Source organism: Microbacterium sp. Gd 4-13, assembly GCF_003095395.1.
Classification (GTDB): Bacteria; Actinomycetota; Actinomycetes; order Actinomycetales; family Microbacteriaceae; genus Microbacterium.
Map to the genome: position 1 here is coordinate 164,068 of NZ_QEIJ01000001.1, position 26,328 is coordinate 190,395.

22 protein-coding genes are annotated in these 26,328 nt (G+C 72.1%); 12 read left to right on the forward strand and 10 right to left on the reverse strand.

Going from position 1 to position 26,328, the window contains the following annotated elements; translation table 11 throughout:
* Window positions 1-15 precede the first annotated feature (15 nt).
* The 3 genes from DEA06_RS00710 to DEA06_RS00720 all read left to right on the forward strand — a co-directional run bounded on the left by DEA06_RS00710 (window position 16) and on the right by DEA06_RS00720 (window position 4,622).
* Window positions 16-336, forward strand: a complete 321-nt coding sequence (locus tag DEA06_RS00710; protein ID WP_116646056.1) for a WhiB family transcriptional regulator — start codon at window positions 16-18, stop codon at window positions 334-336.
* 69 nt (window positions 337-405) lie between these two features.
* On the forward strand, window positions 406-3,237 hold the full coding sequence (locus DEA06_RS00715) for a glycosyltransferase (protein ID WP_116646057.1): 2,832 nt from the start codon (window positions 406-408) through the stop codon (window positions 3,235-3,237).
* The gene (locus DEA06_RS00720) at window positions 3,234-4,622 is read left to right on the forward strand and encodes a DUF5719 family protein (protein ID WP_116646058.1); all 1,389 of its coding nucleotides are present in this window, start codon (window positions 3,234-3,236) and stop codon (window positions 4,620-4,622) included. The genes DEA06_RS00715 and DEA06_RS00720 overlap by 4 nt, the downstream gene beginning before the upstream one ends.
* A gap of 84 nt (window positions 4,623-4,706) precedes the next feature.
* Here DEA06_RS00720 and DEA06_RS00725 read toward each other — a convergent pair whose 3' ends face one another.
* Window positions 4,707-5,060, reverse strand: coding sequence for a metallopeptidase family protein (locus DEA06_RS00725; protein ID WP_116646059.1), 354 nt, complete (start codon window positions 5,058-5,060; stop codon window positions 4,707-4,709).
* A gap of 172 nt (window positions 5,061-5,232) precedes the next feature.
* Between DEA06_RS00725 and DEA06_RS00730 the strand changes: the two genes are divergently transcribed.
* Window positions 5,233-5,439 (forward strand): DUF3499 family protein, encoded by a 207-nt coding sequence (locus DEA06_RS00730; protein ID WP_116646754.1) that lies wholly within the window; start codon window positions 5,233-5,235, stop codon window positions 5,437-5,439.
* 16 nt (window positions 5,440-5,455) lie between these two features.
* Here DEA06_RS00730 and DEA06_RS00735 read toward each other — a convergent pair whose 3' ends face one another.
* Complete coding sequence (locus tag DEA06_RS00735; RefSeq protein WP_116646060.1) at window positions 5,456-6,283, reverse strand: RDD family protein; 828 nt, start codon at window positions 6,281-6,283, stop codon at window positions 5,456-5,458.
* Window positions 6,284-6,298: 15 nt separating this feature from the next.
* Here DEA06_RS00735 and DEA06_RS00740 point away from each other — a divergent pair, with 15 nt between their 5' ends.
* The 3 genes from DEA06_RS00740 to katG are packed head-to-tail and all read left to right on the forward strand — an operon-like array spanning window position 6,299 to window position 10,113.
* Window positions 6,299-7,294 carry a stage II sporulation protein M gene (locus DEA06_RS00740; RefSeq protein WP_116646061.1) on the forward strand — a complete coding sequence of 332 codons (996 nt, stop codon included), beginning with the start codon at window positions 6,299-6,301 and terminating at the stop codon, window positions 7,292-7,294.
* 57 nt (window positions 7,295-7,351) lie between these two features.
* Complete coding sequence (locus DEA06_RS00745; protein WP_116646062.1) at window positions 7,352-7,843, forward strand: transcriptional repressor; 492 nt, start codon at window positions 7,352-7,354, stop codon at window positions 7,841-7,843.
* Window positions 7,840-10,113, forward strand: coding sequence for a catalase/peroxidase HPI (gene katG, locus DEA06_RS00750; protein ID WP_116646063.1), 2,274 nt, complete (start codon window positions 7,840-7,842; stop codon window positions 10,111-10,113). The genes DEA06_RS00745 and katG overlap by 4 nt, the downstream gene beginning before the upstream one ends.
* 176 nt (window positions 10,114-10,289) lie before the next feature.
* Here the strand turns inward: katG and DEA06_RS00755 are convergent, their stop codons facing one another.
* The 8 genes from DEA06_RS00755 to DEA06_RS00790 all read right to left on the reverse strand — a co-directional run bounded on the left by DEA06_RS00755 (window position 10,290) and on the right by DEA06_RS00790 (window position 20,463).
* Window positions 10,290-11,258 (reverse strand): NAD-dependent epimerase/dehydratase family protein, encoded by a 969-nt coding sequence (locus DEA06_RS00755; protein ID WP_116646755.1) that lies wholly within the window; start codon window positions 11,256-11,258, stop codon window positions 10,290-10,292.
* Entirely contained in the window at window positions 11,255-13,936 is a 2,682-nt protein-coding gene (locus tag DEA06_RS00760) for an alpha/beta fold hydrolase (RefSeq protein ID WP_116646064.1), read from the reverse strand. The genes DEA06_RS00755 and DEA06_RS00760 overlap by 4 nt, the downstream gene beginning before the upstream one ends.
* Window positions 13,933-14,955, reverse strand: a complete 1,023-nt coding sequence (locus tag DEA06_RS00765; protein WP_240606749.1) for a 3-oxoacyl-ACP synthase III — start codon at window positions 14,953-14,955, stop codon at window positions 13,933-13,935. Before DEA06_RS00765 ends, DEA06_RS00760 begins: the two co-directional genes overlap by 4 nt.
* Before the next feature lie 142 nt (window positions 14,956-15,097).
* Complete coding sequence (locus tag DEA06_RS00770) at window positions 15,098-16,399, reverse strand: DUF58 domain-containing protein (RefSeq protein ID WP_116646066.1); 1,302 nt, start codon at window positions 16,397-16,399, stop codon at window positions 15,098-15,100.
* Window positions 16,400-16,407: 8 nt separating this feature from the next.
* On the reverse strand, window positions 16,408-17,388 hold the full coding sequence (locus DEA06_RS00775; protein ID WP_116646067.1) for a MoxR family ATPase: 981 nt from the start codon (window positions 17,386-17,388) through the stop codon (window positions 16,408-16,410).
* Window positions 17,385-18,566, reverse strand: coding sequence for a DUF4350 domain-containing protein (locus DEA06_RS00780; protein WP_116646068.1), 1,182 nt, complete (start codon window positions 18,564-18,566; stop codon window positions 17,385-17,387). The genes DEA06_RS00775 and DEA06_RS00780 overlap by 4 nt, the downstream gene beginning before the upstream one ends.
* Window positions 18,563-19,228, reverse strand: coding sequence for a DUF4129 domain-containing protein (locus tag DEA06_RS00785; protein ID WP_116646069.1), 666 nt, complete (start codon window positions 19,226-19,228; stop codon window positions 18,563-18,565). Before DEA06_RS00785 ends, DEA06_RS00780 begins: the two co-directional genes overlap by 4 nt.
* The gene (locus DEA06_RS00790; RefSeq protein WP_116646070.1) at window positions 19,225-20,463 is read right to left on the reverse strand and encodes a glycerophosphoryl diester phosphodiesterase membrane domain-containing protein; all 1,239 of its coding nucleotides are present in this window, start codon (window positions 20,461-20,463) and stop codon (window positions 19,225-19,227) included. Before DEA06_RS00790 ends, DEA06_RS00785 begins: the two co-directional genes overlap by 4 nt.
* 163 nt (window positions 20,464-20,626) lie before the next feature.
* Here DEA06_RS00790 and mtrA point away from each other — a divergent pair, with 163 nt between their 5' ends.
* The 5 genes from mtrA to raiA all read left to right on the forward strand — a co-directional run bounded on the left by mtrA (window position 20,627) and on the right by raiA (window position 26,221).
* Window positions 20,627-21,307, forward strand: a complete 681-nt coding sequence (mtrA, locus tag DEA06_RS00795) for an MtrAB system response regulator MtrA (RefSeq protein WP_116646071.1) — start codon at window positions 20,627-20,629, stop codon at window positions 21,305-21,307.
* Window positions 21,308-21,314: 7 nt separating this feature from the next.
* Window positions 21,315-22,982 (forward strand): MtrAB system histidine kinase MtrB, encoded by a 1,668-nt coding sequence (gene mtrB, locus DEA06_RS00800; RefSeq protein WP_116646072.1) that lies wholly within the window; start codon window positions 21,315-21,317, stop codon window positions 22,980-22,982.
* Window positions 22,979-24,679, forward strand: a complete 1,701-nt coding sequence (locus DEA06_RS00805) for an LpqB family beta-propeller domain-containing protein (RefSeq protein WP_116646073.1) — start codon at window positions 22,979-22,981, stop codon at window positions 24,677-24,679. The genes mtrB and DEA06_RS00805 overlap by 4 nt, the downstream gene beginning before the upstream one ends.
* 94 nt (window positions 24,680-24,773) lie before the next feature.
* Window positions 24,774-25,412, forward strand: coding sequence for a phosphoribosyltransferase family protein (locus DEA06_RS00810; protein WP_116646074.1), 639 nt, complete (start codon window positions 24,774-24,776; stop codon window positions 25,410-25,412).
* A gap of 149 nt (window positions 25,413-25,561) precedes the next feature.
* The gene (raiA, locus tag DEA06_RS00815) at window positions 25,562-26,221 is read left to right on the forward strand and encodes a ribosome-associated translation inhibitor RaiA (protein WP_116646075.1); all 660 of its coding nucleotides are present in this window, start codon (window positions 25,562-25,564) and stop codon (window positions 26,219-26,221) included.
* Window positions 26,222-26,328 lie beyond the last annotated feature (107 nt).

Below are 26,328 nucleotides of genomic sequence, written 5' to 3' on the forward strand. Positions count from 1 at the left end.
CGCGAAAGGGACGAAATGGCGTCAGATTACCGTTCCGGTGCACCCGAGAACTGGTTCGTCGATCCGGTGCAACTCGGCGTCCCCGGTGTCCGCCGCGAAGCCGACGTCGAAGACAACGCCCTCGCCTGGCAGACCGACGCGCTCTGCTCGCAGACCGACCCCGAAGCGTTCTTCCCCGAGAAGGGCGGTTCGACGCGAGACGCCAAGCGCGTCTGCACCACCTGCGACGTCCGCACGGAATGCCTCGAGTACGCGCTGCAGAACGACGAGCGTTTCGGCATCTGGGGCGGCCTCAGCGAGCGCGAACGACGCAAGCTCAAGCGTCGCGCCAGCTGATCGTCGATCCCGTCGGCTTCGGCGCGTGCGGCTCGCCCTCGCCGCCGCCCCGCTTAGGCTGATCGCGCCATGCCCTCGCGAGTCCATGCCATCCTCGTCGTGCGTCCCGAGGGACGTACGCCCGCTGCGGCGCACCTGAAGCGCACGATCGACGCGCTCCGTGCGCAGACCCAGCCGGTCGACGCACTGACGATCGTGCTCTGCGGTGGCGACGCCGCACTGACCGAGATCGCCGCAGCATCCGGTGCCGAGGGCGTCATCACCGCCCCGCACTCGACGGGCTTCGCCGCGGCGACCGCCCTCGCGACGCCGCGGCTCACCGGCGACGCCGTATGGCTGCTCGCCCAGGACACGGCGCCCGAGCCCCAGGCGCTGACGCGGTTGGCCGGCGCCCTCGAACTCGCACCGTCGCTCGCGATGGTCGCGCCCAAGCTCGTCCGCTGGGACGACCGCACCGAGATCGTTTCGCTGGGTGTGAGCATGAGCGGCTTCGGCCGCTCCGTCGAACTGGCCGCCGACGAACTCGATCAGGGCCAGCACGACGCTGCGGCGGACGTGCTCGGTTCCGATATCCGCGGCGTGCTCGTGCGACGCGAGGACTGGCGCGTGCTGGGCGGGCTCGACCCCGCGCTGGCGGGTGCCGACGAAGGCCTCGACCTCGGAGTCCGCGCGCGACTCGCCGGCGACCTCGTCACCGTCGTCCCCAGCGCGCGGGTCGCCGTCGCCGGAGACGGCGTCGCATCCCTCCCCGAAGGTCACCGTGCCTCGCGTCGCGCGTTCGCGGTGCGTACGGCCGAGCTCCATCGTCGTCTGAGCTACGCCCCGGGCTTCGCGGTGCCGCTGCACTGGCTGTCGCTGCTTCCCCTTGCGATCTGGCGCACGATCATGCATCTGGTCTCGAAGGAGCCGGGGCGCGTCTGGCCGGAGTGGCTCGCGACGCTCCGCGTTCTGGTGCGCCTCGATCACGTCGCTCGCGCGCGCGGGCGGATCCGCGCGGTGCGCCGCGTCGGCTGGCCGCGTCTGGCCTCGCTGCGCGTGAGCCGCACCCAGTTGCGGCTGCGCCTCGACGGCGACGCCGAGCCCACCGCGCCCGTGCGCTCCGACCTCCGCTTCTTCACCGGCGGCGCGGCCTGGGTGGTGCTCGGCGCGATCCTCGTGTCGGTCGCCGCCTTCCCCACGCTGCTGGCGTGGCCGGCTCTCGGGGGCGGCGCGCTCGCCCCGATGCAGGACACCGTCGCCCGCCTCTGGGCCGACGCCGGCTTCGGGCAGCGCTCCGTCGGACTCGCCGAGATCGGTCCGGCCGACCCCTTCTCCGCCGTCATCGCGCTCCTGGGCACCTTGTGGCCCTTCGCGCCCGCCCGCGCGATGGTGCTCCTCTGGCTCGCGGCGCTGCCTCTCGCCGTGCTCGGCGCGTGGTTCGCGAGCACGCGCGTCACCGAACGCTCCTCGCTCCGGCTCACCGCCGCCGTCGCGTGGGCGCTCGCCCCGACGTTCCTCGCGGCGCTCTCGGAGGGTCGCGCGGCGGGCGTGCTCGTGCACCTGCTCCTGCCGTGGCTCTTCTACACCGCGAGCGTGGCGCATCGCTCGTGGGCTGCCGCGGGCGCAGCATCCCTGCTCCTGGTCGCCGTGATCGCGTGCTCGCCGTCGCTGGCTCCGGCGTTCGTGCTGCTGTGGTCGGCGACGCTGCTCCTGGCCGCCCTCGTCACGCGCGGTCGCGGACTCGGACAGATCGTCTGGCTCTTCGTGCCCTCGGTGGTCGCCTTCGCACCCCTGGTCTGGCATCAGGTGCGCGTCGGCAACCCGTGGGCTCTGTTGGCCGACCCGGGTGTGCCTTACGCGGGCGGCACGGTCGCGGCCGACGCGGTCGGACGTTTCTTCCTCGCGACGGGTTTCCCGCTCTCCGACCCGGGCGGATGGTCGTCGTTGCTCGCGGGCGCTCCGACATGGTGGGTGCCGCTGCTCGCCGCCCCGATCGCCGTGCTCGCGCTTCTCGCGGTGCTGACCCCGCGATGGGTCAGCGGCGCGGCGCTGCTCGTCATCGCCGGCGCGGGGCTCGCGACGGCGTTCGCCGCGATCGGGGTGGCGGTGTCGTTCGTCGATGCCACCGCCGTCGCGATCTGGCCCGGTGCGGCTCTCAGCCTGGCGTGGCTCGGCGCGATCGGTGCCGCCATGGTCACCCTCGATGCGGGTGTGGTGAACCGCATGCGCGTGGTCCGCCCGGTCGCCGCGGTGCTCGCCCTGGCGGCGCTGGCGGTCGCTGCGGTCCCGGTGCTCACCCTCTCGTTCCGCAACGAGCTGGCGCTGACCAACGGCCCCGCCTCGACCCTTCCGGCCTACGTCGCCGCCGAGGGTCGCGACGACGCGCGGCTGGGCACGCTCGTGCTCGACCCCGACGACACCGGACTCCACGTGCGCGTGGTGTGGGGCGGCAGCGAGACCTTGGGCGGTCAGAGCACCGTCATCTCGACGCGCGACGTCGTCGACGCGTCGGATCGGGAGGTGGCCGATCTCGCCGCGAGCCTCGTCACGTCGTCGGCGGGCGACGCGGTCTCAGGCCTCGCGACGCGCGGGATCGCGTTCGTGCTGTTGACTCCGGGTGATCCGGCCACGGCCGACGCGGCCGCGACGCTGCAGCTGTCGGCATCGACCGCGCTCGACCAGCTCGGCGGGCTCGACACGGTCGGTGAAACCTCTCGCGGCACGCTGTGGCGCGTGACCGAGGCGATCGCCCCGCGCGCCGAACCCTCGCGGATGACGCGGGACACAGCGCTCCTCATCGCCGGCGTGCAGATCGGTGTCGTCGTCATCGCCCTGCTGCTCGCCATCCCCACGACCGCCAGCCGAGGAACGGCGCGCCGATCCCCGCGCATCGTCGGGCCGACCCCCGGGGAGACCCGATGACCGATTCACGCGCACGCCGCTGGGCCACCACGAGCGCACGTCTCGTGGCGGGAACGGGCATCGCCGCGGCCGCCGTCGTCGCGGTCGGGGCCGGGATCGCCGCCCCCTGGCCGAGCCTGTCGGCCGAACCGGTCACGGTCTCGGCGACGCCGACGCCGTCGGCCGCCACGGTCGTCTGCGACGGCCCCATCCTCGCTCTGGGCCGCACCATCGAGGACTCCTCGGCGATCAGCATCGCCGCGGGGCAGTCCGTCGTGTCGGGGCCGTCGACCACCGCCGCGGAGACGGCGAGCGTCACGGGGCCCGCAGGAGCCGAACCCGTCGCGCTCTCGGCCGATCCGTCGGGCGGAGTCCGAGCAGAGTTGGCGGCGTCGGGCTCGGCGTCGCTCGCCGACGCCGACCTCGCCGGATTCGCCGCCTCGTCGTGCACGACGCCGCTGATGGAGTCGTGGCTCGTCGGGGGAGCGACCACCACCGGTTCGAACGATCTCGTCGTCGTGTCCAACCCGGGCGACGTCGCCGCGACCGTGCAGCTGACCGTCTACGGCGTCGACGGTCCGCAGCTGCCTCCCGGGGGCAGCAACCGCGTCGTCGCAGCCGGATCGCAGGTCGTGATCCCGCTGGCCGGCCTCCTCCTCGGCGAGGAGAGCCCGGTGGTGCGGGTCACCTCCAGCGGTGCGCCCGTGCGCGCGTCGCTCCAGGCGAGTCTTGCCCGCGCGCTGACGCCCGGCGGCGTCGACCAGGTCGGCGCGCTCGCCGCCGCCTCACCACGTCAGGTGATGCCCGGCGTATCAGTGGTGTCCGAGCCCGACGGCGCGAACTCGGCGACGATCGTGCGCCTGCTCGCGCCGGTGGGCGATGCCGAGGCGACGGTCACGATCGCGTCGGTCGACGGCTCCGCGCCTGCGCGCACCTCGACGGTTCCTCTGGCGGCGGGGCTACCCTCCTCGCTCGCCTACGACGATCTCGAGCCCGGGCGTTACACGGTCACGGTCGACGCATCCGTGCCCGTCGTCGCCGGCACCTTCCAGGCGACGGGTTTCGGCGAGGGCGACGACTTCGCCTGGTACACGTCGGCCCCCGAGATCTCGACCGCGAGCGTCTTCGCGGTGCCCGACGGCGCCGGTGCCGCCCTGACGATCGCGAACGCGGCGACCGAGGCCGCGACCGTCACGCTGGTCGACACCACCGTCGGCGGCTCCACCACCCTCTCCGTCGCGGCCGGCGGTTCGACCACTGCCCCCGTCTCGCCCGGCAGCGTCTACCGGCTCGAGCCCTCCGCGCCGGTGCGTGCCGGTGTCGACTTCGCGTCCGAGAGCGCGATCGCCTCGTTCGTCGTGTGGGCAGCGGATGCTGCGGCTCCCGCGCTCACCGTCTACCCCTGATCGACGCGGCCGCCGTCATCGGCCACGACCGGCACAGCGAGCGCCCCGTCGCATCGTGTCGGGCCGATCGACCTCACGCGCGCCTCAGAAGAAGCGGAAGCGCTCGGGGCCGAGGTCCCACGGGTCGCGGTCGAGGTATTCTGCGGCGGCGCGGAACACGCACCCCTCGATCACCATGCGACGGTGCAGCTCGTCGTCCCGGTGCAGGTGACTGAGCCGCTCGATCGGTACGCGGAACAGGATGATGCGCTTCTCCTCGCGCAGCACCCGCCACCGGGGGATGCCGGCGTCCTCGGCGAGCGGCGGCATGATGCCGATCTCGAACGAGACGTCGCGCAGTTCGTCCCACGCCGACCGGAGGAACTCGGCCGCTGTGCCGACGGTGAGCTCGAAACGCTCCGCGCGCGTATCGAGCGGCGGGAGCGGAGGGCGCACCACCGGGCTGCGATTCTCGCGCCCGTGGCGCCCGTGGCGAGACGGACGCGGTGCCGCGGTCTCTCGAACCCGTCGCCACGCCATGCGGCCCATCCTACGCGGCGGCGGCCCGGCGTTCGGCGGTGCGCGGGGTGGCGTCGCGGGCGTGGGGGAGGCCCGGACTACGCTCGGGACAATGCGCGAGAGACTGTGTTCCAAGGTGGCGTGCGCCCGTGAGGCCGTGTCGACGTTGACGTACGACTACGGCGATCAGATGGCCGCGATCGGACCACTGGGGCGCGCCGACGATCCGCACGCACACGATCTCTGCGCCATCCATACCGAGCGCCTCTCCGTGCCGCGCGGGTGGATCGTCGTGCGACACGAGACCCTCCAGGTCTGACCCCGGGTTCGACGACTCAGCGCAGCGCGTCGCCCGTGCCCGCGAGGAGTGCGTCCACCCGCTGGTTCTGACGGTTCAGCGCGCGCCACTCACGATCGCGACGCACCGCCGCCACGCCCCGCAGCAGCGTCTCGGCGTCGACCGGAGGGATGGGGGCGACATGCCGACGCGCCTCGTCGGCGAGCGACGCGGCGAGCCGGGCGCGGGGTGCGGGCTGCAGATCGGACGCCTGCCGCACGAACTGGGCGATGCGCGACGAGAGCCGGTCGGGAAGCCGGTCGACATCCGCGGTGCGCGCCCAGTCGACGAGCGCATCGGGAACCCCGGGGGCAGGCGGTGGAAGGCGCTTCGTGCGCGTGCGCTCGGAGTATGTGCCGGCGAGCAGATCGCCCAGCCGCTGTGCGCGCGGCGTGAACGCGCCGACGAGGGCGGCGACCGAGCCGACGGTGAGCCAGATCTCGAGCACCCCCGCCAGGGCGCGCAGCAGCGCGTGCCGGAACCCCGCCGCTCCGCCGTCGGCGCGGACGACCCGGCCGCCCACGGCCAGCTTGCCCAGGCTCCGCCCGCGGGTGATGGTCTCGACGGTCGTCGGCAGCACGACGGCGACGAGCACCAACACGACGATCGCGACGATCGGCAGCACCTCCGCGCTCAGGGCCCCGGCGTCGATGAGGGCGAAGGTCGCGAGCGCGAACAGCACGAGCACCACGATCGAGACGACCATGTCGATCAGGAGGCCGACCCCGCGGAGGAAGAACCCCACGGGCTGCACGTCGAGGGCGACGGCCTCGCCGGTGAGGGTCTCCTCCTGAGGGATCCGTACCGGGGCGGGCGCCTGCGTCATGGATACAGTTAACCAGTGGACCTCGATGCCCTCACCGCCGCGCGACGCGAGGAATGGGCGCGCCTGGACGAACTCGGTCGCCGCCGCCGTCTCAGCGGCGCCGACGTCGACGAGCTGGTCACGCGCTACCGCGCAGCATCCGCCGATCTCGCCGACATCAAGACCTCGGCGGGTCGCACCCCGCAGGGCGACCACGTCTCGACCCTGCTGGCCCGCACGCGGCTGCGCCTGACCGGTGCGCGCGAGAACGTGCTGCGTCAGGTTCCCCGCTTCTTCGTGCGTCAGCTGCCCGCGGCGCTGTACCGCGTGCGGTGGTCGACCCTGGCCGTCGCGGTGGCCTTCCTCGTGGTGGCGAGCCTGGTCGGATCATGGATCTCGTCGGATGCTGCGGCTCTTGCCTCCCTGGGCGAGCAGGTCGATCTGCAGGCCTACGCCGACGACCAGTTCACCGGCTACTACACCGAGAACCCGGCGGCGGTGTTCGCCGGCACCGTGTGGACGAACAACGCCTGGATCGCCGCTCAGTGCGTGATCTTCGGCATCACGGGCTTCTGGCCCGTCATGGTCGTCATGCAGAACGCCGTGGGCGTGGGTCAGGCCGCCGCCATCATGTTCGCTTTCGGCCGGGGCGACATCTTCTTCCAGTTCATCCTCCCGCACGGGCTGCTCGAGCTCACGGCGATCTTCGTCGCGGCAGCGGCGGGCCTCGGCATCTTCTGGGCGTGGATCGCGCCGGGTCGTCGATCGCGCGGGGAGGCCCTCGCCGCGGCGGGGCGTTCGCTCGGCACGATCGCGGTGGGCCTCGTGTTCGTCCTGGCGTTGTCGGGCCTGGTCGAGGGGTTCGTCACGCCGCAGGCGTGGCCGTGGCAGGTCAAGCTCACGATCGGCGCCGGAGCACTCGCGGTGTTCCTCGTCTACATGCTCGTGCTCGGGCGCCGCGCCGCCCAGGAGGGCGAGTCGGGCGATCTCACCGAGTACGAGGCGGGCACGCCCCGCCTCGTTGCCGGCTGACACGCCCGGTGACCTGCTTCTTTTGAGCAGATCAAAAGAAGCGGCTAGGTTGGAGTCGTGCCCGATCTTCCCGCGACCTCCGAGACCGAAGGCGTGATCCGCCGATCTGGTCTCCGCGTCACGGGCACGCGCGTCGCGGTCTTCGACGCCCTGCGAGACCTGCCCCACGCGCGGGCCGATGACGTCTTCGAACGGGTGCGCCCCACGCTCGCTCACACCAGCCTGCAGTCGGTGTACAACGCGCTCGGCGACCTCACGGCGGCGGGCCTGGTTCGTCGGATCGAGCCGGCGGGTCACCCCGGACTCTTCGAGCTGCGGGTCGACGACAACCATCATCACCTCGTGTGCGCGTCCTGCGGTCGCATCGAAGACGTCGACTGCACGGTCGGGGCGGCGCCCTGCCTCGTGCCGGGCGACACCCACGGTTTCACCGTCTTCTCGGCGGAGGTGACGTTCTGGGGTCTGTGCCGACCCTGCAGCGGCGCCGCGGCATCCGCCCCCATCGACTCGACCTCTGCCCTCACCCACCTTGCGGAAGGAACCGAATGACCGACAGCGAAACCCCCGTCGTCACCGACGAGGAGACCGAATCGACCACGACCACCGGCGAGGAGTCGCCCGCCGCCGGCGCGAGCTGCCCCGTGCTGCACGAAGACCTTCCTCGTCCGACCGCGGGTGACCCGAACCACACGTGGTGGCCGAACAAGCTCAACATCGACCTCCTGGCGTTCAACCCGGCCGAGCGCAACCCCCTCGGCGCCGAGTTCGACTACGCAGCCGCTTTCCAGGGCCTCGACCTCGCCGCGGTGAAGGCCGAGATCCTCGAGGTGCTGACGACGTCGCAGCCCTGGTGGCCCGCCGACTTCGGCCACTACGGCCCGCTCATGATCCGTCTCGCCTGGCACAGCGCCGGCACCTACCGGGTGTGGGACGGCCGCGGCGGTGCCGGAAGCGGTCAGCAGCGTTTCGCGCCGCTGAACAGCTGGCCCGACAACGTCGGTCTCGACAAGGGGCGCCGCATCCTCTGGCCGCTGAAGAAGAAGTACGGGCAGAGCCTCTCGTGGGCCGACCTCTTCATCCTCGCGGGCAACGTCGCACTGGAGTCGATGGGCTTCCAGACCTTCGGCTACGCCGGCGGCCGCAAGGACGTCTGGGAGCCCGAGAACGTCTACTGGGGCTCGGAGACCCAGTGGCTCGGCGACGAGAAGCGCTTCCCCGGTGGCCGCGAGGCGAAGAACCTCGAGAAGCCGCTCGCGGCGACCCACCTCGGACTCATCTACGTGAACCCCGAGGGCCCGGGCGGCAACCCCGACCCGGTCGCCGCCGCGCACGACATCCGTGAGACGTTCGGCCGCATGGCCATGAACGACGAAGAGACCGTCGCGCTGATCGCCGGTGGCCACACCTTCGGCAAGACGCACGGTGCGGCGCCCGACTCGAACCTCGAGGGCGACGTCGAAGCCGCGGGCATGGAGCAGCAGGGCCTGGGTTGGAAGAACAACCACGGCACCGGCAAGGGCGACGACCAGATCACGAGCGGGCTCGAGGTCACCTGGACCTACCACCCGACGCGCTGGGACAACGAGTTCTTCCACATCCTCTTCTCGTACGAGTGGGAGCTGTTCAAGAGCCCGGCGGGCGCCTGGCAGTGGCGTCCGAAGGACGGCGCCGGCTCCGACCTCGTGCCGCTGGCTCACGACCCCTCGGCGCGCCGCGAACCGCGGATGCTGACCACCGACCTCGCCCTGCGGTTCGACCCGTCGTACGGTGAGATCTCGCGCCGGTTCTTCGAGAACCCCGACGAGTTCGCCGACGCGTTCGCCCGTGCCTGGTTCAAGCTCACGCACCGCGATCTCGGTCCGAAGGTGCGCTACCTCGGACCCGAGGTCCCGGCGGAAGACCTCATCTGGCAGGACCCGCTCCCGGCGGCCGAATCCGAGCCGATCGACGCGTCGGATGCTGCGGAGCTCAAGCGCCGCATCCTCGAGTCGGGCCTCACGCCCGCTCAGCTCGTGTCGACCGCGTGGGCCGCAGCATCCACGTTCCGCGGCGGCGACAAGCGCGGCGGCGTCAACGGTGCGCGCATCCGTCTGGCTCCGCAGAAGGACTGGGAAGTCAACAACCCCGTCCAGCTCGCGACCGTGCTCGAGGCGCTCGAGGGCGTCAAGAGCGCGTTCGATGCGGCGCAGACCACAGGCAAGCGCGTGTCGATCGCCGACCTCATCGTGCTGGCGGGCAACGCCGGCGTCGAGGAGGCGGCCCGTGCTGCCGGCGTCGAGGTCGAGGTGCCTTTCCGCGCCGGACGCGTCGACGCGACCCCCGAGCAGACCGACGAGAAGTCGTTCGAGTGGCTGGAGCCCGTCGCCGACGGCTTCCGCAACTACCAGAGCCGGTCGGCGTCGCTCCCCGCCGAGTACCACCTGATCGACAAGGCCGCCCAGCTCACGCTGACCGCGCCCGAGACCACGGTGCTCGTCGGCGGACTCCGCGCGATCGGTGCCACCTGGGACGGCTCGTCGTTCGGTGTGCTCACCCAGACGCCGGGCGCGCTCACGAACGACTTCTTCGTGAACCTGCTCGAACTCGGCACCACGTGGAAGCCGCTCGACCCCGGGTCGCACGCGTTCCAGGCGCACGACGACGCCACCGGTGAGGCGACATGGATCGGCACCCGCGCCGACCTGGTGTTCGGCTCGAACTCCGAGCTGCGTGCCCTCGCCGAGGTCTACGCCTCCGACGACGCCCGTGAAAAGTTCGTCGCCGACTTCGTCGCCGCCTGGCAGAAGGTCACCGAGCTCGACCGCTTCGACCTGGTCTGAGACTCACCACGACGCGGCTCGTCCCTCCGGGGCGGGCCGCGTCGCTGCATCCGTCCCCGAGACGCGGGGGATCGGTCGGGGCGCGGGCTTTGGGGTGTGGATTGCCCGCGTGTGGGCCGGAAGCCCGCGTGCGGCGCGAGCAGCGCACACCCGCACGCAGCCCGGGCGGGCGCGGCTCAGCGGGCGTAGTGGGAGGCGAGGCGGGCGAGGCCGGCGTCGAGGGACACCGCGGGCGACCAGCGGAGGTCGTGACGGATGCTGTGCTGCTCGAACCAGTGCGCGGTGGAGAGCTGCTCGGCGAGGAACCGGGTCATCGGCGGTTCGTCCGAGCCCGGGCGCACGGCCCACACGCGCTCGATCAGCCCGCCCGCGGCGCGGGCGAGGGGCGCGGGCACGCTGACGCGAGGAACGGACACGCCGGCGGCGCGGCACATGCCGGCGAGGAGGTCGCCGACCGGGCGCGGCTCGCCGTTCGTCAGCACGTACGCCCGTCCGCCGACGTCGGGCGCGCGATGAAGAGCGGCGACGATGCCGGATGCGGCGTTGTCGACGTACGTCGAGTCGATGAGCGCTGTTCCCCCGTTGAGCAGCGGCAGTCGCCCGCGCCGGGCGCGGTCGATGATGCGCTCGACGAGCTGAGTATCGCCCGGGCCCCACACCAGATGCGGCCGCACGGCGACCACGGCGAGACCGTCGCGGTTGCGCGAGAGCGCGAGGATCTCGGCCTCGGCCTTGGTCCGCGCGTATTCGCCGCGCGCGCCCACCGGGTCGGCGGGCTGCGCCCCGACCCCCGCGAGGGCGCTTCCCGCGTGCGCGACCGACGGGGAGGAGACGTGCACGAAACGGGCGATGCCGTGCGCCTCTGCGGCGTCGAGCAGCATCCGCGTTCCGTCGACGTTCACCGCGCGGAAGTCGGCGGGCGAGCCGGCGAGGGAGACCTTCGCGGCGAGGTGCACGATGGCGTCGACATCTCGCGCGGCGCCGTCGACGACGCCGCGGTCCGTGACCGACCCGAGCACGTCGGTCACGCCCGGAACCCCCGAGGGCCGGCGCTGCAGCGAGCGGACCTCGTGCCCGGCCTCGACGAGCGCTGAGGCGACCGCACGCCCGAGGAAACCGGACGTACCGGTGGCGAGGACGATCACGGCGCGCTCGGTGTGCGGCCCGACAGCACGCCGTCGGCCCACGCCGAGAGGCGCGAGCGGTCGATCTTGGAATTGTGACGCACGTCTGTCGGGAGCGCCCGCACCTGAAGCACGGCCGCGATGGGCAGATCGGTGCTCTCGCGGATCGCTGTGGTCAACTCGGGGTCGGCGAGGGCTGCCCGTCGGGCACCCGCGGTGGTCTCGATCACCGCGACGCACTGTCGCTGCCCCTCGGGTCCGACACCGACCACCGCAGCTCGCGCGACACCGTGCACCCGCTCGATGCTCTGCTCGGCGCCGACCGGGGTGACGGGTCCGTCGCTCGTCGCGATGACGTGCGGCATGCGGCCCTCGATCCAGAGCCTTCCCTTCTCGTCGAGATGCCCGACGTCGCCGGTGCGGTGCCATCGGGCGGAGGGATCGGATGCGACGCCGCGGGCCGCCTCGCGGTCGGTCGCCCAGAGGCGGTGGTAGCCGCGCTTGAGGTGCGGTGCCGAGATGACGACCTCGCCCGTGACCCCGGGGTCGATCGTGAGAGCGCCGGTCGCCCGGCCGACCTCGTCGAGCGGGATGATGCGCACGCGGCCCGACCCGATCGGGGCTCCGACGCACACGCCCTGCTGTCCGGATGCTGCGGCGTCCTCGACGTCGGGCAGGGTGATGTCGGTGACCAAGAGGCACTCGGTCATGCCGTACGGCGTGTGCGCGACCGCGTGGGGCATGAGCTGCTGCGCGGCGCGGAGCAGCTCGAGGCTCACGGGGGCACCGGTGGAGAGGAACGTGCGCACGTCGGCGAGGGCCGCGCGATCGGCGTCGTCGAGATCGCCGGAGGTGGCCACGACGTTGGTGACCGCGGCGGGGGAGAGGAAGACGATCTTCGCCGCCGACTCCCGCACGGCGCGGGCGACCGCGGTGGCGGTGAGCGTGCGCGGCGCGGAGACGTCCATCTCGGGGGTCGCTGAGCGGGTGCCGAGCGCCGGACCGAGTAGCGCGAAGGGCGCGAAGCCCGTCACGAGACCGGAATCCTCGTGGACGTCGAAATGATCGCCGAGCGCGTCGCGGAGGGCCGAGAGCTGTCCGTGCGTGTAGACGACGCCCTTCGCCGGCCCGGTCGAACCGGAGGTGAAGAGCACCGCCGCATCGTCGCTCGATGCGGGGGGCTCGGGGAGCACACCCGACGCGCCGCGGGCGGCGACGTCGGCGAGGCTGTGCGAGACCCCGAGCAGCCGTGCTGTGGCCGACGGAAGCCGAGCGGCCGAGATCCGCGTGCCCGACCAGCCGAGGGCACGTGCGGCGGCGAGGCCGGCGACCTCTCCGACGACGAACCGAGGGCTCGCACCGCGGACGGCGCGGGAGAGGCCGCGGATGCCGAGCCCGCGATCGGCCACGACCACGACCGCACCGATGCGCAGGCAGGCGTACAGCACGGCCGTCAGCGTCGGCCCGGGCTGCACGAGCAGCGAGACGCGATCGCCGCGTCGCAGGCCCATGCGGTGGAACCCGGCGGCGAGCTGCTCGACGCGATCGGCGAGCTGGCGCCAGCTGACGCGCAGCGCGGCGCCGTCGCTGCCGGCGGTCATGTCGATGACGGCGGTGCCGTCGTCGTCGCGGCGGGCGAACAGCCGATCCCACAGGGGAGTCGACACGTCGGACGGGGCGGATGCGGCGACCGGCGCGTCGGGGGGTGCCTCGCCGGTGGAGCCGAGGGTCGGGGCGACACGGTCGGACAGCCAGGCGAGCACCGTCTGGGCGTACGGCCGCTCTTCGACGAGCAGGTGGCCGGCGCCTTCGAACCGATGCACGTCGGCCCACGGCATCCGCCGCGTGAGATCTTCGAGGTGCTTCTCGAGGAAGACCGGGTCTTTCGGGCCCCGCAGCAGCAGAGCGGGCACACCGATCCCGCTCAGTGCGCCCGAGACCCGCTCGAGCGCGGGCGTGCTGCGATGGTCGGGGGTCGCGGGGATGTCGGCGACGAACTCGCCGATCCCTCGCCGGCGCGCGGTGGTCGCGTAGGGCGAGCGGTAGGCCGCCGACACGGCCGGGTCGAGCTTCGGATCGGCGAGGGACAGCGTTGTATCGAGGAACGCCGTGGTGACCGTGGTGGCGGCACCGAGCACGCCTCGGGCCCCGGCGACGCGGAGCGGGAACGGGATGCGCTCGTCGGACGGGTGGTGCACGGCGGTGTTGAGAACGATCGCGCCGGCCAGTCTCGCCGGATTCTCGACGGCCCAGCCGAGCGAGATCGGACCGCCCCAGTCGTGCCCCAGGGTGACGATCGGCCCCTCGGGGGCGAGGGATCGCACGAGCGCGGCGAGATCGCCGATGCGCTGCGCGAGCCCGCGGGATCGCGGGGTGCGCTCGGAGTACCCCATCTCCAGCTGGTCGACCGCGATGATGCGCCAGGCGTCGCCGCCGTCGGCCGCCTGGCGCAGCGACGCGGCGAGCAGGTCGCGCCAGAGATACGACCACGTGGGGTTGCCGTGCACGGCGATGATCGTGCCGAGCGGCTCCGCCCCGAGGCGGCGCAGTGCGTCGCCGGTGTCGAGCACGTGCCACCGCGGGGAGCGGCCGACGTCGACGCCGAATCCCGGCACGGCGACGACCCGGGAGAGATCGGGGTCCAGGCCCGGCAGCCCCTCCGGCGGGAGGGTCGCCGAGAGACCGGTCTCTCGACTCACCAGGCCAGCTCGAGCATGCCGGTGTTCAGACCCGATCCGACTCCCATGAGCAGTACCCGGTCGCCCGAGCGCAACGTCGCCTTCTCCGCGTCGAGGGTGATCGGGATGGAGGCAGGCCCGACGTTGCCGAGATGCGGGTAGGTCACGGGTACGCGCTTGCGGTCGAGGCCGATCGCCTTGACGATCGCGTTGGTGTGCACCGCCGAGACCTGGTGGGTGATGTAGCGGTCCATGTCCGACCACGACCAGTCCGTCCGAGCCTCTTTCCACGCAGACATGACGAGCTCCATGCCGCCCTTGAGCAGTGCCTTGGCATCGGTGAACATGCCGTCGACGCTGCCGACGCAGAGCTCGTGGAACTGGGTCGCGGCGCGGGTGACGCCGCCGAGGATGCGGTGTCCCTCCGGGTGCTCGCTGGCGCGCCCGAGCACGGCGGCAGCCGATCCCGAGCCCAGCGTGAGGGTGGCGAACTCGCTCATGAAGGAGTCGCGGTCGATGTCGCTGCCCAGAAGGCGCGCGACGGTGTTCACCTGCACGTCGTCCGCATCCTCACCGTTCACGATGAGGGCGTAGCGCACCTGGCCCGACTGGATCATGCCCGCCGCCAGGCTCATCCCGTTGATGAAGCCCAGGCAGGCGTTGGCGACGTCGAAGTTCACGGCCGAGCTCGGCAGGCCCAGCTCGTGGTGCAGACGCACCGCGACCGAGGGCTCGAGGTGCTTCCGTGTCACGGAGGTGTTGATGATCAGCCCGACCTCGCCGGGGTCGACGCCGGCCTCGGCGAGAGCGCGTTGGGCGGCGATGACGGTCGAGGTGTCGGCGGATTCGCCCTCGGCCCAGTTGCGCCGCTCGAGCACGCCGGCGACGCGACGCAGGAGTCCGGGCTTCAGGTGCATCCGGGACAGGGCCGAGGCGAGGCGGCGCTCGATATCGTCGGACGAGGTGACGCGTCCGGGTAGCTGGCTGGCGACCGAGATGAGGGCGACATCATCGAATCGGGTCGTGGCGTTTCCGTGCAAGAGATCTCCGGTAGTGACGGCGGTCGACGGGGCGGGGCACTGCGTGTGCGCGAGCTCGCGGCCACATCCTTGCAACCCTAATCCGCTCCGTATGACGGAGGGCGTATGCATTCGCCTCTTGCGGAATCTCCCCAGGGAGGGATCACAGACGCCCGGCCGCCTTCAGCGCCAGATATCGGTCGGCGACGAGCGGCGGAAGGGCCTCGGCGTCGGCCACGAGAGCCTCGCCCCCGGCGCGGCGGACGGCGCCCGCGACGCGCCCGGCATCGCGCCGTGCGCGCTCCACCGCGGCGGCGGTGTAGACGTCGGAGGCGTCGTGGAAGGTCGGGTCCGACGCATCGGCGTCGGTGGCGGTGGCCACGAGGACGCGGGTGCGATCGGTGAGCCCGGAGAGACTGGCGAGGAACCCGCGGGCGGCGAGCGGCTCGTCGTGGGCGGTGAGCAGCACGACCAGCGACGGGCGACCCGTGAGTCGGCGCACCTGCGCGAACGCGGCATCCCAGTCGGTGTCGATGAGCTGCGGCTCGACCGGTGCCATGGCGTCGACCATCGCCGGCAGCAGCGCTGGGCCGTCGAGACGGGTCACCCGCCCTCGTACCGCGCGATCGAACAGCAGGAGATGGACGTGGTCGCCGGCGCGCACGGCGAGGGCGGCGAGCAGCAGGGCCGACTCCATCGCGGCGTCGAGGCGCACGCCGTCTCCCACGCGGGCGGCGGCCGTGCGCCCGGTGTCGATCACGATCACGATGTGGCGGTCGCGTTCGGGACGCCACGTGCGCAGCATGGTCGTGCCCGCCCGGGCGGTGGCACGCCAATCGATCGCACGCACGTCGTCGCCGCGGACGTACTCGCGCAGGGAGTCGAACTCCGTTCCCTGGCCGCGCACCTGCACGCTCGTGTTGCCGTCGAGTTCGCGCAGGCGCGCGAGGCGCGACGGCAGGTGGCGTCGCGACGTGAACGGCGGGAGCACGCGAACGTGGCCGGGGGCGTCGATCCACGCCTGACGGCCCGCAAGACCGAGCGGTCCGTTCGAGCGCACGGCCACTCCGTCGGTGCCGAGCTCGCCGCGACGCCGCGGCCGGAGGGCGATCGGCACCGATCGGCGCTCGCCCGGCGGGAGGTCGACGGTGGGGCGAGCGGCCGATGCACCGGCCGTCGGCTGCCACGCGTCGCGTACCCGGCCGCGCAGCCGGCGGTCGCCGGCGTTCGTCAGGAGCAGCTCGGTGGCGAGCGGCTCGTCGCGCAGCACGCGCGAGGGGACGCGCCGTTCGACCGACACACGACGCGGATCGGCCGCAGCCGCAGCATCCGCCCCCATCGCCGCGACCGCGAGCAGCACCCACACGCCGGTGGCGGCCCACGGGCTCACCCCTGCGACGGAGAGCACCACGACGGGCACGACGCCGAGGGCGACGAGAAGAGCGAGACGACCGGTGACGAACATGCGCGCGATCAGATGGGGACGCGGGTCTGCTGGACGACGGACGACAGGATCGCGTCGACCGACACTCCTTCGATCTCGGCCTCCGGACGCAGCCGGATGCGGTGGCGCCACGTCGGTACGAGCATCGTCTGCACGTGGTCGGGGGTGATCGCGGGGTACCCGCCGAGCCACGCCCATGCCTTCGCCGCCGCGAGGAGGCCCGTCGAGGCGCGCGGGCTCACCCCCAGTTCGACGGAGGGGCTCTCGCGGGTCGCCCGGGCGAGGTCCACGACGTAGGCGAGCACGTCGTCGGCGACGGCGACGGATGCGGCGGCCTGGCGGGCGGCGAGGATCTGCGCCGGCGTGACGGCCGCCTGCACTCCGGCGTCGCCGAGTTCGCGCGGGTCGAAGCCGTTGGCGTGACGGCGGAGCACGGCGACCTCCGCATCGCGATCGGGCATTCCCACGACGAGCTTGAGCAGGAAGCGGTCGAGCTGCGCCTCGGGAAGGGTGTAGGTGCCCTCGTGCTCGACCGGATTCTGGGTGGCGGCGACGAGGAACGGCTCGGGGAGGGGGCGCGTGATGCCGTCGGTGGAGACCTGCCGCTCCTCCATGGCCTCCAGAAGCGCGGCCTGCGTCTTGGGCGGGGTGCGGTTGATCTCGTCGGCCAGCACGACGTTGGTGAAGACCGGCCCGGCGCGGAACTCGAATTCGCCGGTGCGCGCGTCGTACACGAGCGATCCCGACACGTCGCCGGGCATCAGGTCGGGCGTGAACTGGATGCGCTTCGTGTCGAGCCCGAGTGCGCGGCTGAACGAGCGGACGAGCAGTGTCTTCGCCACGCCCGGCACGCCCTCCAGCAGCACGTGGCCACCCGCCAGCAGGGCGATGAGCAGCCCGGTCACGGTGCCGTCCTGGCCGACCACGGCCTTGCCCACCTCGAGCCGCACGCGGTGCATCCCCTCGCGGAGGGCGGCGTCGTCGGATCCGACCGTCTCTTCGTGGCTCATGGGGTGTTCCTTTCGGGTCGAACGGCGGCGTGGACGCGCGCCTCGAGGTCGCGCAGGCGGGCGGCCCACTCGACGAGGTCGCCGTCGCTACGCGGGGTGGTGTCGATGAGGATGCTGCGCACCGACGCGCGGTCGCTGCCCAGGCGCGCGGCGACGGCGTCGACGATGCTCTCGGGACGCGCGGTGACGGACAGACCGAGCGTGCGCGCGAGGCGTTCGAGCGCACCGAGTCGCAGCTGGTCGAGAGCGTGCCCCGGATCGTGCGCACGGGCGTACAGGCGAGCGCGCCCGGCCGTCGTCTCCGAGGCCCGCACCATGACGGGCAGGTTCTCGACCACGAGCGGACCGAATCGGCGCCCGCGCCAGAACCCCGCGGCGACGGCGGCGAGCAGGAGCAGCACCAATGCCGGTGTCACCCAGCGCGGCGTCAACTCTCCGAGAGTGGGCGCGGCGGTGGACATGTCGGAGTCGGCGAGCGAAGGCACGTACCAGACGACGCGCGGATGCGCTCCGACGATGCCGAGGGCCAGAGCGGCGTTTCCGGCCTCGGCGAGCACGTCGTTCGCGAACATCGCCCGTCCGTCCACCGCCGTCACGCGCGTCGGCCCCGTCTCGCCGACGAGCAGGGCGAACCCCTCGTCGGACGGATAGCAGCCGGTGATGCCGTCGCCGGGGGTCATGAGCGAGCCGCCGATCACCCCTCCCGCGCGTTGGGCCACCGCGAGGTCGCAGGCGGGGGCGAGTTCGTCGGTGCCGGCCGATCCCGCGAGCTGTGCGCCGGGAAGGAGGAGGCGGAGGGTCCTGCTGCGCGGTTCGAGCATGACGACCTCACCGGCCGCCGATGCGAGCTCGGCGATCGCCTCGTCCGAGAGTGCGGGCGCGTCGGGCATGACCAGTGTCGCCTCGCCGTCGAGGGCGGCCAGCGCCGAGGCGCGATCGCGGGTCACGCGCACGTCGATGCCCTGGTCGACGAGGATGCGTGCGAGTGCGCCGGTGCCCGCAGGGCCCGCGGATTCCGGATCGAGGGCGTCGCGCTCGGCCCACCCGTCGCCGGCCAGCACCGTGCCGATCAGGGCCAGCGCGACCACCGCCGCGACGATCGCCCCCCACCCGAGCAGGGCGCGTCGGAGGCGGCTCGGTGGGGCGGCGACGCGGGTGCGCTCGGTCGTGACGGTCATGAGACGCCCGCCAGGGCCGGACGCGCGCGAGCGAGATCGTCGTCGAGGGCGCTGATCGCGCGGTAGGCGGTCTCGCTTCCGGGGCGCCGCAGGTACCGCACGTCGTCGAAGGCGGCGGCCGCCGCCTCCATCCGCTGAGACTCGGCGGGGAAGACGAGCGCTGCCCGTCGTGCGAAACCGTGCACGGTCGTGCCGGCCGACACCTCGACGAGGGTGCGCTCGGCGAGCCCGCGGGCGAGCGCGCGGAAGCGCAGCACGATGGCGTCGTTCCACTCGCCGGCCGATGCGGCGGCGGCAGCGTCTCGACGCAGGTCGGCCGCCGTCCGTGCATCGGCGTCGCCGAACAGCGGCGTCGTGAGGGCGGGGAGGCGGGCGCTGCGCCGCGGCCGACCCCAGACGAGGAGTCCGGCCACGATGAGCACCGCGACGATCACGGCGACGACGATCGCGGCCACCGGCCCCCAGTCGCCCGTGAGCTGTCCGTTGAACAGGCCGCCGACGAACTCGACCACGGCGCGCGCGGCTCGATCGAGGAGGTTCGGCTCCGCCGCGGCGTATCGCGGGTCGGAGAGCTCGCGCTCAGCCCACTCGCGTGCGGCATCGCGGTCGGGCGAGAGCGGAGCCGCGGCGAGCACGTGGGTCAGGATCGCGGGGGCCGTCACGAGCCGTCGCCCGGCGCGGACCAGCGGGTCGGCGAGGGGTCGGCGGGCGCGGTCGGAGCCGGGGGAGCGGGGGGCGCGGCCTCGTTCGGCCCGGCTTGCGCGGGCGCGGGGCGGTCGTACCCCGGCGGGGGCGCGTACCCCTGCGGCGGAGCGTACCCCTGCGGCGGGTAGGGGTACTGCGCAGGTCGCGGGCCCACGGTGCGCCCGATGTTCTCGCGGTAGGGATCGGGCAGACCGGTTCCGCCGGCGTCCCTGCGCTCGACGTAGGTCTGCAGGTCGAGGTCGAGTCCCTCGTGCCGCATGCGGCAGTCGACGTAGATGAGAGCGGTCGCGGTGGACTGCACGATGACGGCCACGCACTGGACGAAGAGGGTGAGCACCTGCGTGAGCAGGGTGGACGCGATGTAGCCGATGATCGCTGTCGGCTCAGGATCGCCCGTGGGCGTCAGAGCGGTGGTGAACCCCAGGGAGATGAAGGAGGTCGGGATGCTGATGAGCTGTGCGATCGCGCCGAAGGTGAACGAGATGATCACCACGATGCCGAGGGTCGGCCAGAACCGCCCGCGGGTGAGCCGCCACGACCGGACGATCGCCGTGCGGATGCTCGCGTGCTCGAGGATGATGACCGCCGGCACCAGCAGAAGTTTCGTGGTGAGCCAGAGCGACAGCGGGATCGCTCCGAGGACGGCGAGGATGCCGCCCAGGATCGCCAGCGGGAGCACCGCGACACCGACCGCGAACAGCAGCCCGCCGACGACCGCGATGGCGATCAGAGCCGCCAGCGTCACGAGGAAGGTGTAGCCGATGAGGCGCCACGCGACCGGCTTCACGCGTCGCCAGATCTCGCCGAGGGTGGGCTTCTCGGCCACGACGGCCGAGGCGACCTCGCTCACCACGACACCCTGAACGATGACTCCGAGGGCGGCGGTGGCGAGACCGAGGACGAAGCCGGTGATGCCCGTCGCGGCGATCGATCCGATCATCACGGCGTCGTAGTCGTCGGTTCCCGACGGGATGGTCTCCAGACGCGAGAACGACGCGAACGCCACCCCGCCCGTGGCGACGATGAGCACGATGTAGGAGACGACCTGCACGCACAGCGCGAAGCCCAGAAGCACCTTCGGGTTCTGCCGGAGTGCCACGAACGAGCGGCCGAGGATCGTGCCGAAGCCGAAGGGGTGCAGCGGGACGATGCCCGGTCTCGGGGCGGGGCTCCAGGCCGGATACGCGGTCACGGTCGGTGCCTCCTCGTGCTGCGGCGGTCATCCCATCGTGTCATACGCCACGCGGCGGATGCGGCTACCTCTCCGACACGTCGACTACTCTGTGGGGAGCGCACGGGGAGGCTGATGCGCGGGCCCATGGCGCCTGGGCCGGACGCGGGAGGGCGAAGCGCATATGACTTCACGGATCCTGGTGGTCGACGACGACACCGCACTCGCCGAGATGATCGGCATCGTGCTGAGCACCGAGGGATTCGAGACGGCCTTCTGCGCGGACGGAGCGCAGGCCGTCGACGCCTGGCGGCGCGAGCGGCCCGATCTGATCCTGCTCGACCTCATGCTCCCCGGGATGGACGGCATCGAGATCTGCACCCGCGTGCGTGCGGAATCGGGCGTGCCCATCATCATGCTGACCGCCCGCACCGACACCGCCGACGTGGTGAAGGGGCTCGAGTCGGGCGCCGACGACTACATCATGAAGCCCTTCAACCCGAAAGAGCTCGTCGCGCGCATCCGCACGCGTCTGCGCCCCGCAGGCCAGCCGAGCAGCGAGACCCTCCGCATCGGCGATCTCACCGTCGACGTCGCAGCGCACGAGGTGCGCCGCGGCGACGCCCCGATCGGACTGACCCCGCTCGAGTTCGAACTCCTCGTCGCGCTGGCGTCGAAACCGCAGCAGGTGTTCTCCCGCGAGATGCTCCTGGAGCAGGTGTGGGGCTACCACTACAAGGCCGACACCCGCCTGGTGAACGTCCACGTGCAGCGCCTCCGCGCCAAGGTCGAGAACGACCCCGACAACCCGCGCATCGTCACCACCGTGCGCGGCGTCGGATACCGCGCCGGGGCGGTCGTGTGAGGCCCTGATGACCGGCCCGGTCATCACCTCGACGGTGCGCGTCATCCGCGACTGGCGGGCGTGGCCGACGCGACTGGCGACGCTGTGGCGTCGTTCGCTGCGATTCCGCACGGTGCTGCTGACGGTAGGACTGACGGCTCTCGCCATCCTCGTGGCGTGCGTCGGCATGGCCCTCGCGATCCAGAACGACCTCTTCCAATCGCGGCTGAACCAGGTGCTCGAGAGCTCCCAGAACGCCACGATCGCGGCGCAGAAGACGCTCGAATCGACCGTGGACACCGGTGAGAGCGCGGTGGCGAGGCAGAACCTCCTGACCAGCATCCAGCAGCCTCTGCTGCAGCAGGCCTCGAGCGACGTGTTCGCCTTCTACCGCATCGGCACCGACATCTCACCGCTCGCGCCCCAGAACCAGACGTCTCGCGGGTTCGACGAGAGCATCCTGTCGTCGGGGCTCCGCGAGCAGGTGCAGAACGGCGACAGCGGCTCGCAGTGGTGGCAGTCGGTGCCCCTTCCGACGTCGGGCGGCGGCACGGTTCCCGGCATCGTGGTCGGCCAGCAGCTCGAGATCCCCGACGTCGGGCCCTACGAGCTCTACCTCGCCTACGACTTCGCCAGTCCCGCTCAGACCCTCTCGTTCGTGCAGTTCGTGCTGTGGATGGTCGGCATCGTGCTGCTCATCCTCATCGGCGGCATCGCCTGGTACGTGCTGCGCTCGGTGACGACCCCCATCGGCGAGGCCGCCGACACGAGCGCGAAGCTCGCGTCGGGCGACCTCGGGGTGCGACTGGACGTCCGGGGCGACGACGAGCTGGCCACACTCGGGCGTTCGTTCAATGCGATGGCCGACAGCATCCAATCGCAGATCAAGGAGCTCGCCGACCTCTCGCTCGTGCAGCAGCGATTCGTCTCCGACGTCTCGCACGAGTTGCGTACCCCGCTGACGACGATCCGTCTCGCAGCCGACATGCTCAACGATCGCCGTGACGACTTCGACCCCGCGACGGCGCGGGCGGCCGAGCTGCTCCACGCCCAGGTGCAGCGCTTCGAGACGCTGCTGACAGACCTCCTCGAGATCAGCCGGTACGACGCCGGGTCGGTGCAGCTCGAGCTCGAGCCCACGAGCCTGGCCCACCTCGCCGAAGACGTCATCGCCTCGATGTCGCAGCTCGCCCAGCAGCACGGATCGGACGTCCGGCTCGTGGCACCCGGCGGCTACTCGCCGGTCGAGATGGACCCGCGTCGCATTCGACGCATCGTGCGCAACCTGCTCGGCAACGCCATCGAGCACGGTGAGGGACGACCGATCGTGATCACGGTCGACAGCGATCAGCGCACCGTCGCCCTCGGCGTGCTCGACTACGGTATGGGGATGCTACCGGCCGACGCCGAGCGCGTCTTCGACCGGTTCTGGCGCGCCGACCCCTCTCGCAAACGCACGATCGGCGGCACCGGTCTCGGGCTCTCGATCGCCCTGGGCGACGCGCGTCTGCACGGCGGCACCCTGGCGGTGTGGTCGGAGCCGGGCCGGGGATCGCACTTCGTGCTGACGCTGCCGCGCGACGGCTCGCACGTGGAGGGCTCGCCCATTCCGCTCGCGCCGCGGGAGGGCGAGGCCGCCCCGTTCGGTGCGCTGGGGCTCACCCAGCCCATCCACGTCTCGGACGGTGCCTCGTGAGGCGCGTCATCGCCGCGCTCGCGGTGGGGATGCTGCTGCTCCTGGCCGGCTGCACGGGACTGCCGACCTCGGGGCCGGTGCAGCCGGGACTCCTTCCCCGCGAGGCCGACGACTCGCCGCCGTTCGACCTCGTCCCCGATCCGCCGCAGGCCGGCGCGTCGCCCCAGCAGATCGTCGACGGGTTCCTCCGTGCCGGCGTCGGCGCGCAGAACGACTGGAAGACCGCTCGCGAATACCTCACGACGGACTTCGCGCCCCAATGGCAGCCGAGGTCGGTGACGATCGACCGACTCAGCGAGCGGGCCGCCGCGCCCTCATCGCCGTCCCCGACGCCGTCGCAAGGGTCCGACTCCGTCGAGATCACCCAGCGCGTGACCGCGGAGGCGTTCGTCTCGGAGACGGGGGAGTACACACCCGCCGACGGCAGACCGATCTCGCTGGCATTCCACCTGGTGCAGACCGACGAGGGCTGGCGCATCGACCGCGCCCCGAACGGCATCGTGCTCTACCAAGAGGTCTTCGCGAGCGTCTTCCGGCCGGCGTCGATCATGTACTTCGATCCGACCTACACCTACCTCGTGCCCGATGAGCGGTGGTTCCCGAACACCCTCATCGCGGCGAGGGTCGCCCAGGCCCTCGTCGACGGCCCGCCGAGCGAGTGGCTGGCGCGGGGCATCGCCAACGCCTTCCCCGAGAACGTGACCCTCGCCAGCAGCGCCGTGCCGCTCGAAGACGGCGGCACCACCGCGCAGGTCGAGTTCACCCCGGCCGTCCTCGCGCTCGACGATCTCACCCTCAATCGCATGCAGACCCAGCTCGAGAAGAGCCTCGAGACGGTCGGCGTCGCCGAGGTGCAGATGAACGTCGGCACGACGCCCGTCACGGCGCAGGCCGTCGCCGTGCGCTCCACCCGCGTGAACTCCAACCCCCTCGTCGAGATCGCCGGGGGTGAGTTCGGGTTCCTCAGCTCGAACACCGTAGAGGCCGTCCCCGGCATCTCCGGTGCCGTGCGCGAGATCGACGCCGCATCCGTCGTCCTCGCCGCCGACCGTCGCACCGCTGCCGTCCAGAACACGGACGGCGCGATCCTGCGTGCGTTCGCGGACGGCACGTACGAGGTTCTCGACGGCAGCTCCGTCGACCTCGTCGTGCCGTCGCTCGACACGCAGGGAGCGGTGTGGTCGGCATCGGCGAGCAACCCCGACGCCTTCACGGTGTACCCCCTGGAGGGCGAGCCCGTCGCGGTGTCGGCCTCTCTCTGGACGAGCGCCGTCGAGATCGCGGCGTTCCAGGTCTCGCGCGACGGGACGCGGCTCGCCGCCCTGGTGCTCACCAGTGACCGCACCGAGGTGTGGGTCGCCGCCATCACGCGCGAAGGCGGGGTGCCCGTCGCCGTCGGCGAACCGCAGGTGCTCGCCACCACGTCGTCGCTGGGACTCGACCTTGCCTGGCTCGACGACGTCAGCGTGGGGGTGCTCCTCGCCTCGGAGCAGGGATCGACCGTGCTGCTGCAGCCGGTGGGCGGGCGAGGGTCGTCCAACGCGGTGACGTCCGACGCCGTGAGCATCTCGGGCGGCAACTCCAGCGTCCGCCTGCGGACCTTCGACGGAGCGCTGCTCATCCAGCGCGGCGCGAACTGGGAGGAAGCAGCCGGCGACATCGCTGTACTCGGCGTTCAGCAGGGCTCGGCGGAGTAACCCGTCTCCTCCCCAGGCGGGCGGGAGGCAGCATCCGTTCTCGCCTGCGTGTCCGGGGCGCTCCCGCGCACGCTGGACGCGCGACGATGACGCGATGGACTCCGCTGTCATCCGGCGCGCGCTCGCCGACGCGCTCGCCTTCGTCCTCCCCGTCGAGTGCGCCGGGTGCGGGGCCGAAGACCTGGCCCTGTGCGCCGAGTGCCTCGCCGCGCTCGAGCCCGAGCCGCATAGCCGCGTGATCGACGGCGTGGAGGTCTGGAGCGGTGTGCGCTTCGAGGGCAGAGCTGCCCGCGTCGTGCGCACGCTGAAGGAGGAGGGGCGCACGGCCCTCGCACGCCCGCTCGGGGCGGCTCTCGGCGCGGCGCTCGCCGTCCTCCCCGCGGGCGCCGCGTTCGTTCCGGTTCCGACCTCGACCGCGTCGATGCGACGACGCGGATACCGCGTGCCCGAGCTGCTGCTGCGCCGAGCGGGGGTTCCCGTCGACAGGGCTCTGCGCATCGTGAGGGCCACGGGCGACCAGCGCGCGCTGGGCATCGACGAGCGCCGAGCGAATGTCGAGCACAGTCTGGTCGCGCGGGGCGTCGCGGGCCGCCGGGTGATCGTGGTGGACGACGTCGTCACGACCGGCGCGACCCTCGGCGAGGCCGTCCGGGCCCTGCGCGCGGCAGGAGCCGACGTGGTGGGAGCGGCGACGGCCGCGGCGACGCCGAGGCGTCGCGAGGGCCTTCGCTAGGCGAATCCGATGAGGTTCATCGCATCCGAGTTTCGTGCGTGACAGGCCCGGTCGTCACGACTACGGTGGGGGGACTAGCAAGGCGACGGACCGTTCGCCCTTGGCACCGAACAAGCCGATTGGGCGAACCCGGAACAAGGAGGTCACGGATGGACACCAACATCGTCGGCGTGGGAGTAGGGATCACGGAACGATTCCGAACAGTCGTCGAAGAGAAGGCCTCACGCATCGAAACCCTCGCGCCGCGCGCGCAGGGCCTCGAAGTGAAAGTCACCCATCGCGCCTATCACAACGGGCGGATGGAAGACGAGACCGTCGAGCTCACCCTCGGCGGTAAGGGTCCGGTCGTACGGGCCGAAGCAACGGACGGCGACAAGTTCACCGCCCTCGATCTCGCCGTCGACAAGATGGCCGAGCAGTTGCGTCGAGCCAAAGACAAGCGCGTCGACGCGCGCAACCACCCCCGGGGTGCGAAGTTCGAGAAGGAGAGCGGATCGCTCGCGGGCATCGACATCGAGCCCGCTTCCGCCGAGCTGCTGCACGCCGTCGCGACGGGTGAGGTGCCCGTCGTCCAGGTGGACGACGAGGCCGACTACACGCCGGTCGTCATCCGAACGAAGCAGTTCGACGCCGAGTGGATGACGGTCGAGGAGGCCGTCGACCGGATGGAGCTCGTCGGACACGACTTCTTCCTCTTCGTCGACGCCCGCTCCGATCACCCGAGTGTCGTCTACCGCCGCAAGGGCTGGGACTACGGCGTGATCTCCCTCGAGACGCAGGCCGCTCCGGAGGCACGCGCAGCATCCTGACGTCCCCCTGACGAAGACCGCGAGACCCGATCCGACCGGCGAGACCCTGGCTTTCTGTCAGGGTCTCGCCGCGGGGATCGGGTCTCGCGGTCTGTGGGCGAGCGGAT